The organism is Paraburkholderia sp. BR10141 (genome assembly GCF_056155635.1).
In genome coordinates, this window is record NZ_JBMIQH010000028.1 from 30,982 (window position 1) to 44,312 (window position 13,331).

Here is a 13,331-nt window from a genome sequence, read left to right on the forward strand (position 1 = left end):
GGTCTCGATCAGGAGGGGACGAGCCTCAGGCGCCCTTGGCGAGCGGGAACTCGATCGTCACTTCGAGGCCCGGGCCCGGCAGCCGGTTGCGCAGGCGCAGCGCGCCGCGATAGCGGCCCACGAGGCGCTGCACGATGGCCATGCCGAGTCCCGTGCCGTTGGCCTGCGTGCGGGCCGTATCGACGCGGTAAAACGGCCGCGTGACGAGCGGGAGCTGATCCTCGGGAATGCCCGGGCCTTCGTCGACCACCGAGAGCTCGACGCGCGAATGCGAGACGCGCGTTTCGAGCATGATGTGCGGAATGCCGTCCGTTTCGCTCGCGCCGTACTTGCGCGCGTTCTCGATCAGGTTGCCCACGACGCGGCGCATGTCGGTGTCGTCGGCTTCGATCATGGCCGAGGGCGCGAGTCGCGTGATGAGACGCACGCCGTCTTCGCTTGCCATGCGCGCGGCCATCTCGCCGGCAATGACCGAGAGGTCGACGCGCTCGGGCATGCGCTGGGTGGGCCGAGCGTAGTCGAGGAAGCGGCCGATGATCATGTCCATCTGCTCGATGTCGTCGATCATCGCGTCCTTGGTGGCCTGGTCGGACGGACTCATCTCCGTCTCGAGGCGCAGGCGCGCGAGCGGCGTGCGCAAATCGTGCGAGATGCCCGCGAGCATCAGCGCGCGGTCGGCCTCCAGCTGCTCGAGGTCGCGCACCATCTGGTTGAACGAGCGATTCGTTTCGGCTGCGACACCCATGCCGCTCTCAGGCAAGGGCGCAGGCGGCTGCCCCGAGCCCAGCATGCGCGCCGACATGGCGAGCCGCGCGAATGGCCGGTTCACGAGACTCGTGATGAAGGCCGCCCCGAAAAGCGATAGCGCAAGCGCCGAGACGCCCCATCCGACCCACTGCAAACCGGTGACATTGTCGAGCTGGTCGCGGTCGAGCGCGACCCAGTAGTCGTCTTCGTCGATCTTGAAGCTGATCCACACGCCCGGAATGTCGTTCACGGACTGCGCGATCACGGTGTCGTCGCCAAGACGGCCGCGGATGTCGTGCTCGATCAGGCGATTGAGCGACTCATCGGGCTGGAGCTTGTATTTGTCGGTGGTTTCGCGCGGGTACACGCGCACGCCCTCGTTACTCTCGAGATCCTGCAGCAGTGCGCGGCGCAGATCGGGATCGGAGTAGAGGAGTGCGGTGCGCGTGAGCTTCACGATCGCGACGAGCTGGAGCGCCACGCGCTGCGCGCGCGGCTCCCGTTCGATCACGCGAAAGCTCTGGAACCACGCGGCGAGACTGACCGCGATGAGAAGGGCGATCAGCAGGAAGGTGCGCCAGAACAGATCGCCGAACGCGAGCGTGAGCAAACGCCGGTCAATCCGCATGGGCCCTTCCCGTTTCAACAGAGGCAGTGCAGACAACGAGACACCATTCAGGATCACGCGGCGCCGTCGGGAATGAACACATACCCGAGGCCCCAGACCGTTTGAATGAAACGCGGGCTGCCCGGATCGGGTTCGATGAGCTTGCGCAGGCGCGAGATCTGCACGTCGAGGCTGCGGTCGAACACTTCGTATTCACGGCCGCGCGCCAGTTCCATGAGCTTTTCGCGCGAGAGCGGCTGGCGCGGATGACGCGCGAACACCTTGAGCACCGAGAATTCGCCCGTGGTGAGCGGAATTTCCTGGCCGGCCTTGGTGAGCGTGCGCGTGGCGAGGTTCAACGCGAATTCACCGAACTCGAACACTTCGGTGGTTTCCGAGGGCGCGCCCGGCAGTTCGGACGGCGCCTGACGGCGCAGCACCGCGTGAATGCGGGCGACGAGTTCGCGCGGGTTGAAAGGCTTGGGCAGATAGTCGTCGGCACCCATTTCGAGGCCGACGATGCGATCCACGTCCTCGCCCTTGGCGGTGAGCATGATGATGGGCGTGCGGTCGTTGCTACCGCGCAGGCGGCGGCAGATCGACAGGCCGTCTTCGCCTGGCAGCATGAGGTCGAGCACCAGCAGGTCGAAACGCTCGCGCACCCACAGCTTGTTCATGGCGGGGGCGTTTTCGGCCACATAGACGTTGAAGCCTTGCTCGCCGAGGTAGCGGCGCAGCAGGTCCCGCAGTCGGGGATCGTCATCGACAACGAGAATTTTGGACGGGTTTTTGGTTTCCATGCCTGGCATCTTAGCGCGATTGGATAGTGGTGCGAGTTTGCACCAATTATCAGGTTACAGTCAGTTACAAAATTTACCCGTGCTGTGCCACGACCGCAAGCACCGACAGATAGACTTCTTTACGGAAAGCGGCAGTTCGGTAGATACTTCATTCGACTTTAAAATTCATGCCCGCGCCGAGCCGGGTTCGCACATGTATTCGAGGTAGCCGTTTGCCGCGTCAAGAAGGGAACAAAACGATGGGAGGGGTCAGGCCGACAATGCGCCACACCATGCTTGCACTGGCGCTAGCCGGTGGCGTGGCGGCTGCACTGGAGTCGGTGCCGGCCCGGGCCCAGCCCTCCGCAGACCGCTACGAGAACTCGCAGTCCTCCGCTCGCTCGCCGTTCGGCAAATCGTCGATGCGGCGCGTACGCAGCGACACGATCCCGCGCCCCGCGTCGGACATCAACCAGCGTCCCGCGGTTCCCCCCGATCTCGATCAGCGTCGCCGCGACGGCCATATGACGCCTGATGAGCGGCGCCTCCTGCGCCAGCATATCGAAGACGCCGTGCGCGAACTGTACAAGCGCTAATGCCGCTGAGGCGGTGTAAATGCCGCTCTGCTGCGAAAGTGCCGCAATAACGTTTACGCGATTTTCTCTTCGCACCTCATGCACGCCTTTCTCACGCCTTTCATGATTTTACCGGCTTCGAAGCGCGCATTCGCGCGCTTGCGCCGCCGAAACGCGCTGAAAAATACCGTAGCAATTGCACTGTCAACATCCGTTTCGTCGCAGCCGTTAAGCCGGTACCTTCAATGATTGCGCCGGCGGATTCGTCGTGCGCCCATTCATCATGAGCGACTCCAGACGGTCGAAGGCAAGCGCGCAGTCCGCCGCCCGCGCAGCGGCGCCCGACGACGGCGCGGATGCACTGCTCGATGCCGATGACGCCCGCCATCTTCTCGTGCGCACGGGCTTCGCGCCGCGCGAGAGCGAAGTCGAGCCTTATGTGGGGCTCTCGCGAGAGCAGGCTGTCGCGGGGCTCATCGGCAGCGCGCGCAGCGAGGCGCTCACGCCGCTGCCCGCGTGGACCGCCGAAGTCCCGCCGAGTCGGGCGCAGCGCAACGCGTGGACCCCAGAAGAGCGCCAGCAAGCGCAGCGCCAGCGCGGTGCGCGCTATGACGAATTGCGCGCATGGTGGCTGCGCGAGATGCTCGTCACGCCTTCGCCGCTGACCGAGCGCATGACGCTCTTCTGGCACAACCACTTCACCTCGGGTCAGGACAAAGTCGGCGAACCGCAGTTGATGGCCGCGCAAAACGCGCTGTTGCGGCGCGATGCGCTGGGCAGTTTCGCGAGCATGCTGCATGCGGTCGCGAAGGACCCCGCGATGCTGCTTTACCTCGACGGCGCGAGCAATCGCAAGGGCCGGCCCAACGAGAATTTCGCGCGTGAAGTGATGGAGCTGTTCACGCTGGGCGAAGGACAGTACGCGCAGCGCGACGTTGCCGAAGCGGCGCGCGCCTACACGGGTTGGAGTCTCGATCCCGACACCCAGGCGTTCGTCTGGCGCGCCGATTTGCACGACGACGGCGAGAAGACCGTGCTGGGACGCAGCGGGCCGTTCGACGGCGACCAGGTGCTCGACATCCTGCTCATGCAGCCGCAAACTGCCAGGTATGTGTCGGCGAGGCTTTGGCGCGAGTTCATCTCCGCGACGCCCGACGATGCGCAGCTTGCAAGCGTCGCCGATCGTTTTCGCGCAAGCGGTTATGACGTCGGCGCCGCGCTTCGCGCGCTCTTCGTCACTCCCGCGTTCTGGGATGAGCGCAATCGGGGTGTGCTCGTCAGTTCGCCTGTGGAGTTCATCGTCGGCACGCTGCGGCGCTTCGATGTGGCCTATGGCGATACGCTGCCGTTCGCGCTCCGCTCGGCCGCGTTGGGCGAGAACCTGTTCTATCCGCCGAACGTGAAGGGGTGGCCCGGCGGGGCATCGTGGATCAATAGCTCGACGCTGCTCGCGCGCAAGCAGTTCGTCGAGCAGCTGTTTCGTGCGACGGAAGCAGGGCGGCCGCATGCTTCGGCCGCAGCGACCAGGATCGCCGCAAGCATGCCGCAAAACATGCAGAACGCGCCGAACGCGATGCGGCGTGACGCGTTGCAAGGCGGCATGCGCTTCGATCTGGATGGCTGGCTCTCGCGCTACGGTCTCACCGCCGATGCCACGCCAGGCTTGTCCGCGCAGTTGCAAATGCAGCATGCAGTCCTGCCGCTGGCGCCCGTCGATGCGATTGCAGTTGGCAGCCGTGCGGGTTCGTATCTCCAGGCACTGCTGATGGATCCGGTGTATCAGTTGAAGTGAAGCAATGAATACGAATAGCCGAATCCCTGGCGGCAATGTGCGCCGCCGCACTGACGAGCGAGGCAAGCCATGAAGCGACGCGACTTTCTTGCAGCCGGTGCGACGGCCGCCGCGGTGGCGGGTACTACGCTATGGTTGCCTCGCGCTGCGCGCGCGCAAGGCACGGTGTCCATGCATGCGGGCACGGCGAGCGGCTACGAGAACCTGCTGATTCTCGTCGAGCTCAAGGGCGGCAACGACGGCCTCAACACCGTCGTGCCGTTTGCCGATCCGCTCTACTACAGCTACCGGCAAACGATCGGCGTGCCGCGCGCACAGGCGATTCAACTGGACGAGCGCACGGCGCTGCATCCGGCGCTCGCGCCGCTCATGCCGATGTGGCGCGCGCACGAGCTCGCGATCGTGCAGGGCGTGAGCTACCCGCAGCCCAATCTTTCGCACTTTCGGTCCATCGAGATCTGGGACACGGCTTCGCGCTCCAACGAATATCTGCGCGAGGGCTGGCTTACGCGCGCGTTTGCACGCGAGCCGGTGCCGTCCGGATTCGCCGCCGATGCGCTCGTGCTCGGCAGCGCCGAGATGGGGCCGCTCTCGAACGGCGCGCGCGCCATCGCGCTCGTCAATCCGGCACAGTTCGCACGCGCTTCGCGCCTCGTGACACCGGTCTCGCTCAAGGAACGCAATCCCGCGCTCGCGCATATCCTCGACGTCGAGAACGACATCGTGCATGCCGCCGATGCGCTGCGGCCCCGCCCGGGCAATTACGCGCTGAAGACTGCGTTTCCGCCAGGCGCGTTCGGCACCTCGATCAAAACGGCCATGCAGGCGCTCGCCTCGAGCGACACCCCGCAAGGTACGCCGATGGCGGGGCGCGGTGTCGCGGTGATTCGTCTGACGCTGAACGGCTTCGACACGCATCAGAACCAGCCGCAGCGTCACGCCGACTTGCTGCGCCAGTTCGCGACGGGCATGGCGGCGATGCGCTCGGCGCTCGCAGAACTCGGGCGTTGGGACCGCACGCTCATCGTGACGTATGCGGAATTCGGGCGGCGGGTGCGCGAGAATCAAAGCCGCGGCACCGATCACGGTACGGCTTCGGCGCACTTCGTCGCGGGCGGGCGGGTGGCGGGCGGGCTCTATGGCCAGGCGCCGCAACTCACGCGGCTCGACGGCAACGGCAATCTGCCGGTGGGCGTCGATTTCAGGCAGATCTATGCGACCGTGCTAGGCCCGTGGTGGGGCCTCGACGCGCAGGCCGTGCTGCAGCAGCGCTTCGAGCCGCTGCCCTTGCTGCGCGCGTAGCGCGGGCGTCAACCGCGCCGCGCGGCGCGCCAGGCGATCCAGAGCTTGCGCACTGGCGTGAGCACGATCTGCTGATGCAGCACCTGGTAGCCTTCGCGCTCGACTTCGTCGAGCAACGCGAGTTCGAGCGCAGCGAGCGCACGCAAGGTGCTCTGGTCCCGCCGTGCCGAAGCGGGAATCGCGTCGAGCGCTGCCTGAACCGATTCGCGCGCACGCGAGGTCTCGAACTGCATCAGCTCGGTGAACTCCGCGCTATAGCGCCGGTTGATGAGATCGGCGGCGGTGACGTTGTAGCGCTGCAGTTCGTCGATGGGCACGTAGATGCGGCCATGGCGCGCGTCGTTGCCGATTTCCGGCACGAACTGCGCGAGCATCAGCGCGTTGCCGAGCGGCGCGGCCCAGCGTGCAGCGTTCTCGCGGTCCTCGTCGGTGCGCGCGCTCAGTTGCGCGACGAGGGAGGCGAACGTGCCACCCACGCCCTGCATATAGCGGCGCAGGTTCGGCAGATCGAGATAACGCGCCTGCTCGAAGTCCATCTCGAAGCCGGCGAGCAGCGCCTGCAGATCGGGATAGACGGCGCTCGCATCGCCGAGATGCGCGGCGAGCGCCTGGGTGACCGGATGCGCGGGTTTGCCCGCGGCGAGCGCGGCCAGTTCCTTTTGCCACCAGGCGAGCTTCGTGCGGCCGACGGTGGGATCGCTCGTCTCTTTCGCGGTTTCCTCGAGTTCGCGGCGCAGTGCGAAGAGGGCGGTCAGGAGCGGCTGGCGCGCAGCGCGGGCCTGACGCAGCGCATAGTAAGTGCTCGAACCAGGGGGAGCCGCCTTTTGCAGGCAGTAGTCGTCGAAGTTCACGGCGTTCGGAGATGTGGGGCGAAGCGGCTTGCGCGGCGGCCAGCGCGCGCCGCGACGGTAGAGCCGCGATTCTAGCATCGGCGCGGCTTTCGGCCGGCCCTGGAGGGCGCCCCGGCGCGTGGGTCGATGCGCTGTCGTGCCCCGTCGTGCACTGTTTTCGGGATGCAGACAAGCGCCAGTCAATCGGTTAGAATCTCGCGCTTGCGCTTTCTGACGCTTAGCTGGAATCGCGTAGCCGGCCCATAATGAAGCATCGCTGCCGGCGGGCGCAGTCAGAAAGCAGGCTGTATTGCGGGCGAGGTGGACAACACCGCGCCCGGCGTCTCACGAGGACTCGATCAGTCGGCATGTCGCACAGGGTTGTATCGCACGCGTTGTTGGCAGCGGTCCTGCCGGGCGCAAGAAGACAAGCGCAAAGAATTCGCGTGAGTGGCGAAATTGGTAGACGCACCAGGTTTAGGTCCTGACGCCCGCAAGGGTGTGCCGGTTCGAGTCCGGCCTCACGCACCAAAACAAAAAGGCCATGTACCTTCCGGTACATGGCCTTTTTGTTTGTGCGCGGCTTGGGCGCGTTCTACGCGAAGCACTCGCGATGGCGGCTTGACTCTGGCCGCCATCTGTTTGACTTATTGCCTCTGCTTGTTCGGACTGCCTTACGGTTCGGTCTGCATGGCTTCGATCACCTTGTCGAGCGCACGTGCGAGTGCGTCGCGTTCCTTGTCGTCGAGGCTCGCGAAGAGGTCGACATTCCACTTGCGCGCGATGGGCATGACCTTGCGATACAGCGCGCGTCCGTCGGTTGTGAGCGAAACGAGCACGAGGCGTCCATCCTCCTCGCTCGTGTCGCGCTGCATGAGGCCGCGGCGCATCAGCGCCTCGGCTGCACGGCTTGCCTGGCTCTTGTCGAGATTTGCGTGACGCGCAAGCTCCATCACGGAAAACGGGCCGAACGCCCCCACAGCTGCAATGAGCCGAGCCTCCGGAAGTGTGATGCCGAGCTTCGCCTGGTAGCGTTCGCTCGCGCCACGTTCGGAGAGTTTGTTCAGGACATGCAGCCGATAGGTGAGGAATTGTTCGAGTCCGGCTTTGCTTGCCTTCATGGGAGTCCTGGTCTGGTCGCTTGGGAAGGGCGCGACACGTGTCGCGATTCCATGATTGTTGCCCCATCTTGCGCGCCGGTCAACGCATCCTAACCCTTGTCCAGCGCATCCGGTGCGGTGCACGAATCTATTAATCGCTTACTGTGGAATGCGTGTCGCGCCGAGGGTCAAGAATCTGGCCGCGACCTGGCCACGCGGATGCGGGCGACGAAGCCGGGGCGGCGGGCCCCGGCCGGTCTGCCCGGATCTCAGTTGGATGTACGCGCAGCGTATTTGAGGCGGGCGAGCTGCTCGGCTTCGTTGGCGAGCAGGCGCGCGGCGTCGCGAATCGCGGTTTCGAGCGTGATGGGGCCTGGCGCGGGCGAGAAGCAGCCGCTGAAATGCTCCGCGAGCCGCGGCAGGGCGGCTGCGTCCACGGCGCCCGAGAGCAGCGTGGCCGGCACGCCCACGGCCGCGGCGCGGCGGCAGGCGATGAACGGCGCCTTGCCGTGCAGCGTTTGCACGTCGGAGCGGCCTTCGCCGGTGATGAGCCAGTCCGCGCGATCGAGCGCTTCGTCCAGACCGATGGTGCGCGCAACGACCTCGGCGCCGGGCTCGAAGCTCGCGCCGAGCATGCGCAGCGCGAAACCCAGGCCGCCCGCCGCGCCGGAACCGGCTTCGTCGCGCTCGCGACGGCCCAGCGCCGCTTCGAGCAGATCGGCGAAACGGCCGAGCGCCGCGTCGATCGGTGCGACCTGCTCGGGCGTCACGCCTTTTTGCGGGCCGAACACGGCGGTTGCCCCATGCTCGCCCGTAAGGGGATTGTCCACGTCCGACATACCGACGAACGATGCCTCGCGAAGCCGCGCGTCGAGCCCGGAAACGTCCACGCGCGCTACGTGCACAAGCGCTTGCGGCGTGGGTTCGAGGGGCTTGCCGACGGCATCGAAGAGTTGCAGGCCGAGGCCCGCGAGCAGGCCCGCGCCGGCGTCGTTGGTGCTGCTGCCGCCGAGCGCCACGTAAAAGCGCCGCACGCCTTCGTCGAGCAGTGCGCGGATCGCCTCGCCCATGCCGCGCGTGCTGCGCGCGTCGACCGGCACGCCCATGCCCACGGGGTCCGTGATGCCGACGATCTCGGCCGTTTCGACGATCGCGCTGCCGTCGTGCAGCAGGCCCACCGCGGCGTCGCGCTTCGGCCCCGCGGCGCCTTCCACGGTGAGCACGCGGCGCTCGCCGCCCATCGACAGCATCGCGTCGAGCGTGCCTTCGCCGCCGTCGGCCATCGGGCGGATGCGGATGTCGGCGTCGGCGCGCACGCGGCGGATGCCCTCGGCGATCGCGGCGGCGACCCCGTCCGCGCTGAGCGAGCCTTTGAAAGAATCAGGAGCAATGACGATAACGGGAGCGTCAGTCGACGAATTCGGCATGGTGTCTCTGCTGGAAGAATTGTGTTGGGAGCGGCTGCGGCCGGTGGGGCGTCCGGCGCGAGCGTAAGCTTAACAGCCTCGCCGGGTGGGCTGGATAGCGGCGTTGCGATAGCGCGCATCGGAGTGCATTTGAGGCTCGCAGCGGCTCAAAAGCAGGTCGAAACCGGGTCAAAAACAGCCACATAGCACACTCAAACGGCAATTCCAGTGGGACCGGGAAATAGTTTGCTAAAATACTTGGCTCTTTTGACGCAACCGCACCGCAAGCCGCCCGTTTCGGCGCTGTTGAGCGGCGCACGAGGCGCCTGCGTTCAGCTCCAAAGCGGGTTGCTGGACCACATCGGATCCAGGCGGACCGCGGCTCGCAAAGACCACAGATTACTGATTCGCTCGAACAATTTTAGGACGATTGAAGCCATGGCTAACGTTGTTGAAAACCTCGGCAAGCTGGAACGCCGCGTGACGATTTCCCTGCCGAAGGACGCCGTGCAGAAAGAAATCGATTCGCGCATCCGTAAACTCGCGAAAAACGTGCGCATGCCGGGTTTCCGCCCGGGCAAGGTGCCGCTCAAGATGGTCACGCAGCAGTATTCGGGCCAGGTCGAAGCCGAAGTCCTGAGCGACAAGGTCGGCAAGGAATTCTTCGACATCAGCCGCGCCGAGAACCTGCGCGTCGCCGGCCAGCCGAGCTTCGCACCGAAGTCGGAAGCCGCTGAAGGCGACTACGCGTTCGACGCGACCTTCGAGGTCTACCCGGAAGTGAAGCTCGGCGACGTCGCGACGGCCGAAATCGAGCGCACGACCACGACCATCACCGAAGCGGAAATCGACCGCACGCTCGACATCCTGCGCAAGCAGCGCGTGCACTTCCACGCTCGCGGCGAAGCTGGCGAGCACGGTGACGGCGGCGCCGACACCGCAGCGAAGGAAGGCGACCGCGTGACGGTCGACTTCGTCGGCAAGATCGACGACGTCGCGTTCCAGGGCGGTACCGCGGAAGGCTTCGCGTTCGTGCTGGGCGAAGGCCGCATGCTGCCGGAATTCGAAAAGGCGGCAATCGGCCTGAAGAAGGGCGAGTCGCGCGAATTCGACCTCGCGTTCCCCGAGGACTATCACGGTAAGGACGTCGCCGGCAAGACGGCGAAGTTCACGATCACGATGCAGCAGATCGAGTGGCCGCACCTGCCGGAAATCGACGCTGAATTCGCCAGGTCGCTCGGCATCGCCGACGGCGACCTCGTGAAGATGCGCGCCGAAATCAAGGACAACCTCGAACGCGAAGCGAAGCGCCGCACGCAGTCGATCGTCAAGAACCAGGTGATGGACGCGCTCCTGAAGATCGCCGAACTCGACGTGCCGAACGCGCTCGTCGAGCAGGATCAGGAACGCCTCGTCGAAATGGCGCGCGCCGACCTCGCGCAGCGTGGCGTGCCCAACGCCAAGGACGCACCGATCCCGGCCGAAATGTTCAAGGAACAAGCCGAGCGCCGCGTGAAGCTCGGCCTCGTGCTCGCCGAACTCGTGAAGGCCAACGGCCTCGAGGCGAAGCCGGAGCAGATCCGTGCTGAAGTCGACGAATTCGCGAAAAGCTATGAGGACCCGAAGGAGGTCGTGCGCTGGTATTATTCCAACCAGCAGCGTCTGGCCGAAATGGAAGCCTATGTCGTCGAATCGAACGTCGTCGACTTCGTGCTCGGCAAGGCCAAGGTGACGGACAAGCAAGTTAGCTTCGAAGAACTGGCAAGCGCGACGGCGCAGGCTTAAATCTGCCCGCTACGGCGTGCCGGCTGTCGGAGCGACCGACGGCCAGCACGCCGTTTTTGCATCCGCAGGTTTTAGCCATGCTGTCCGTGTGGTTGATTTAGCCGGGGTCCGTCGCCATACGGGTATATAGAAGAACTTTTCCAGACAAGGATGCATCGCATGACCATTCGCGCTCAATCGCTGGATACGTTGACCTCCCACTCGTCGCGGGACTTCGACCCGCAGGCGCTCGGCCTCGTGCCGATCGTCGTCGAAACGAGCGGCCGCGGCGAACGTTCCTACGACATCTACTCGCGCCTGCTCAAGGAGCGCGTGGTGTTCATGGTCGGCGAAGTGAACGACCAGACGGCCAACCTCGTGGTCGCCCAGCTGCTGTTCCTGGAAAGCGAAAATCCGGACAAGGACATCAGCCTGTACATCAACAGCCCGGGCGGCTCGGTGTCGGCCGGCATGGCGATCTACGACACGATGCAGTTCGTCAAGCCGGACGTTTCGACCCTTTGCATGGGCCTCGCGGCCAGCATGGGCGCGTTCCTGCTGGCGTCGGGCGCCAAGGGCAAGCGTTTCGCGCTGCCGAACTCGCGCGTGATGATTCACCAGCCGCTCGGCGGCGCGCGCGGCCAGGCTTCGGACATCGAAATCCAGGCTCGCGAAATCCTGTACCTGAAGGAGCGCCTGAACCAGTTGCTCGCGCACCATACGGGTCAGCCGGTCGAGCGCATTGCGCGCGACACGGATCGCGACAACTTCATGTCGGGTGACGACGCCCAGGCCTACGGTCTCGTCGATCAGGTCCTGCACAAGCGTCCTTGATCTGCGCGAGCGGTTTTGCGCGTCCGACCCTGCGAAGGGCGCGCAAGCCGTGACAACGGCACGTAAAGGAACAGCTCGGCCCCCGTACAAAAGGGGATAGCCGACGCCGCGCAGACCTTGTGAAATAATCGGCAAACGCGCTTCGCGGCCTGCGGCCCCCAACGCCGTCACAGCAAGCGGTTCACGCACCCTCCGGCCTCGCCGGGGGAAACGGCGTATCATGTAACAGAGTGTCCGGAGGCTCATTTATCCATGGCGGACAAGAAAGGTTCTAACAGCGAGAAGCTGTTGTATTGCTCGTTCTGCGGCAAGAGCCAGCATGAGGTGAAAAAGCTCATCGCTGGTCCGTCGGTATTCATCTGCGATGAATGCATCGACTTGTGCAACGAGATCATTCGCGACGAAGCCGCCGGTGCCGGCGTCGACGCGGCGCTGTCGCGCTCGGACCTGCCGAGCCCGCAGGAGATCCGCGACATCCTCGACCAGTACGTGATCGGGCAGGAGCGCGCGAAGAAGATTCTCGCAGTGGCGGTGTACAACCACTACAAGCGTCTGAAGCATCTCGACAAGAAGGACGACGTCGAACTCTCCAAGAGCAACATCCTGCTGATCGGGCCCACGGGTTCGGGCAAGACGCTGCTCGCGCAGACGCTCGCGCGCCTTCTGAACGTCCCGTTCGTGATCGCCGACGCCACCACGCTGACCGAAGCCGGTTATGTGGGCGAAGACGTCGAGAACATCATTCAGAAGCTGCTGCAGAACTGCAATTACGAGGTCGACAAGGCCCAGCGCGGCATCGTCTATATCGACGAAATCGACAAGATCAGCCGCAAGTCGGACAACCCGTCGATCACGCGCGACGTGTCCGGCGAGGGCGTGCAGCAGGCGCTGCTCAAACTCGTCGAGGGCACGATGGCTTCGGTGCCGCCGCAGGGCGGCCGCAAGCATCCGAACCAGGATTTCATCCAGGTCGACACGACCAATATCCTGTTCATTTGCGGCGGCGCGTTCGACGGTCTGGAAAAGGTCATTACCGACCGCACGGAAAAGACCGGCATTGGCTTCGGCGCGAGCGTGAAGAGCAAGCAGGAGCGCGACACAGGCGAAGTGCTGCGCGAAACGGAACCGGAAGACCTGATCAAGTTCGGCCTGATTCCCGAACTGATCGGCCGTCTGCCCGTGGTCGCCACGCTCGGCAAGCTCGACGAGGCCGCGCTCATGAAGATTCTGGTCGAGCCGAAGAACGCGCTCGTCAAGCAGTATCACAAGCTCTTCAACATGGAGCGCGTGGAGCTGGAAATTCGCCCGGCTGCGCTGCAGGCCGTCGCCCGCAAGGCGATCCGACGCAAGACGGGGGCTCGTGGCCTGCGCTCGATCCTGGAACAGGCATTGCTCGACGTGATGTACGAGCTGCCGGCCATGAAGGGCGTGAGCAAGGTCATCATCGACGACAACGTGATCGACGGCGACGGCAAACCGCTGCTGATCTACGAAGACGCTCCGAAGGTTGCAGGGTCGAACTGATGGTGGTGATCGGCTAAAGAGTTCCGGAAAAGGGCCGTTCATACAATGGGATGAACGGCTTTTTCGTTTAA

The 13,331-nt window shown here is 64.8% G+C and carries 11 protein-coding genes and 1 tRNA gene; 7 read left to right on the forward strand and 5 right to left on the reverse strand.

The window, feature by feature from the left end; all coding sequences use genetic code 11:
- Positions 1 to 25 precede the first annotated feature (25 nt).
- Positions 26 to 1,375, reverse strand: a complete 1,350-nt coding sequence (locus ACOJB8_RS30240; protein ID WP_069268102.1) for an ATP-binding protein — start codon at positions 1,373 to 1,375, stop codon at positions 26 to 28.
- A 53-nt stretch (positions 1,376 to 1,428) separates the two neighbouring features.
- On the reverse strand, positions 1,429 to 2,163 hold the full coding sequence (ompR, locus tag ACOJB8_RS30245) for an osmolarity response regulator transcription factor OmpR (protein ID WP_027814652.1): 735 nt from the start codon (positions 2,161 to 2,163) through the stop codon (positions 1,429 to 1,431).
- 251 nt (positions 2,164 to 2,414) lie between these two features.
- Here ompR and ACOJB8_RS30250 point away from each other — a divergent pair, with 251 nt between their 5' ends.
- The 3 genes from ACOJB8_RS30250 (at position 2,415) to ACOJB8_RS30260 (ending at position 5,802) form a co-directional block, all read left to right on the forward strand.
- Positions 2,415 to 2,729 (forward strand): hypothetical protein, encoded by a 315-nt coding sequence (locus ACOJB8_RS30250; protein WP_069268101.1) that lies wholly within the window; start codon positions 2,415 to 2,417, stop codon positions 2,727 to 2,729.
- Positions 2,730 to 2,991: 262 nt separating this feature from the next.
- Positions 2,992 to 4,500 carry a DUF1800 domain-containing protein gene (locus tag ACOJB8_RS30255; protein ID WP_475015945.1) on the forward strand — a complete coding sequence of 503 codons (1,509 nt, stop codon included), beginning with the start codon at positions 2,992 to 2,994 and terminating at the stop codon, positions 4,498 to 4,500.
- Between the two features lie 69 nt (positions 4,501 to 4,569).
- The gene (locus tag ACOJB8_RS30260; RefSeq protein WP_368616237.1) at positions 4,570 to 5,802 is read left to right on the forward strand and encodes a DUF1501 domain-containing protein; all 1,233 of its coding nucleotides are present in this window, start codon (positions 4,570 to 4,572) and stop codon (positions 5,800 to 5,802) included.
- Between the two features lie 8 nt (positions 5,803 to 5,810).
- Here the strand turns inward: ACOJB8_RS30260 and ACOJB8_RS30265 are convergent, their stop codons facing one another.
- Complete coding sequence (locus ACOJB8_RS30265) at positions 5,811 to 6,653, reverse strand: squalene/phytoene synthase family protein (RefSeq protein WP_475015947.1); 843 nt, start codon at positions 6,651 to 6,653, stop codon at positions 5,811 to 5,813.
- A 423-nt stretch (positions 6,654 to 7,076) separates the two neighbouring features.
- On the opposite strand from ACOJB8_RS30265, the gene ACOJB8_RS30270 reads away from it, so the two are divergent.
- Positions 7,077 to 7,163 (forward strand) — tRNA-Leu (locus ACOJB8_RS30270).
- Between the two features lie 143 nt (positions 7,164 to 7,306).
- Here ACOJB8_RS30270 and ACOJB8_RS30275 read toward each other — a convergent pair.
- Positions 7,307 to 7,753: a MarR family winged helix-turn-helix transcriptional regulator gene (locus ACOJB8_RS30275; protein ID WP_069268099.1), complete on the reverse strand. Its 447-nt coding sequence runs from the start codon at positions 7,751 to 7,753 to the stop codon at positions 7,307 to 7,309.
- Between the two features lie 248 nt (positions 7,754 to 8,001).
- Positions 8,002 to 9,159 (reverse strand): glycerate kinase, encoded by a 1,158-nt coding sequence (locus ACOJB8_RS30280; RefSeq protein ID WP_342945718.1) that lies wholly within the window; start codon positions 9,157 to 9,159, stop codon positions 8,002 to 8,004.
- A gap of 417 nt (positions 9,160 to 9,576) precedes the next feature.
- Between ACOJB8_RS30280 and tig the strand changes: the two genes are divergently transcribed.
- The 3 genes from tig to clpX all read left to right on the forward strand — a co-directional run bounded on the left by tig (position 9,577) and on the right by clpX (position 13,260).
- Positions 9,577 to 10,923, forward strand: coding sequence for a trigger factor (gene tig / locus ACOJB8_RS30285; RefSeq protein ID WP_069268097.1), 1,347 nt, complete (start codon positions 9,577 to 9,579; stop codon positions 10,921 to 10,923).
- A 159-nt stretch (positions 10,924 to 11,082) separates the two neighbouring features.
- Entirely contained in the window at positions 11,083 to 11,736 is a 654-nt protein-coding gene (gene clpP / locus ACOJB8_RS30290; protein ID WP_069268096.1) for an ATP-dependent Clp endopeptidase proteolytic subunit ClpP, read from the forward strand.
- Between the two features lie 252 nt (positions 11,737 to 11,988).
- Positions 11,989 to 13,260 carry an ATP-dependent Clp protease ATP-binding subunit ClpX gene (gene clpX / locus ACOJB8_RS30295; RefSeq protein ID WP_028216418.1) on the forward strand — a complete coding sequence of 424 codons (1,272 nt, stop codon included), beginning with the start codon at positions 11,989 to 11,991 and terminating at the stop codon, positions 13,258 to 13,260.
- The last annotated feature ends 71 nt before the right edge of the window (positions 13,261 to 13,331 follow it).

What these genes read in the sequence shown, in the direction of transcription:
- ACOJB8_RS30240 (WP_069268102.1), bottom strand. Translation starts at nt 1,375, where the DNA reads ATGCGGATTGACCGGCGTTTGCTCACGCTCGCGTTCGGCGATCTGTTC.
- ompR (WP_027814652.1), bottom strand. Translation starts at nt 2,163, where the DNA reads ATGCCAGGCATGGAAACCAAAAACCCGTCCAAAATTCTCGTTGTCGAT.
- ACOJB8_RS30250 (WP_069268101.1), top strand. Translation starts at nt 2,415, where the DNA reads ATGCGCCACACCATGCTTGCACTGGCGCTAGCCGGTGGCGTGGCGGCT.
- ACOJB8_RS30255 (WP_475015945.1), top strand. Translation starts at nt 2,992, where the DNA reads ATGAGCGACTCCAGACGGTCGAAGGCAAGCGCGCAGTCCGCCGCCCGC.
- ACOJB8_RS30260 (WP_368616237.1), top strand. Translation starts at nt 4,570, where the DNA reads ATGAAGCGACGCGACTTTCTTGCAGCCGGTGCGACGGCCGCCGCGGTG.
- ACOJB8_RS30275 (WP_069268099.1), bottom strand. Translation starts at nt 7,753, where the DNA reads ATGAAGGCAAGCAAAGCCGGACTCGAACAATTCCTCACCTATCGGCTG.
- ACOJB8_RS30280 (WP_342945718.1), bottom strand. Translation starts at nt 9,159, where the DNA reads ATGCCGAATTCGTCGACTGACGCTCCCGTTATCGTCATTGCTCCTGAT.
- tig (WP_069268097.1), top strand. Translation starts at nt 9,577, where the DNA reads ATGGCTAACGTTGTTGAAAACCTCGGCAAGCTGGAACGCCGCGTGACG.
- clpP (WP_069268096.1), top strand. Translation starts at nt 11,083, where the DNA reads ATGACCATTCGCGCTCAATCGCTGGATACGTTGACCTCCCACTCGTCG.
- clpX (WP_028216418.1), top strand. Translation starts at nt 11,989, where the DNA reads ATGGCGGACAAGAAAGGTTCTAACAGCGAGAAGCTGTTGTATTGCTCG.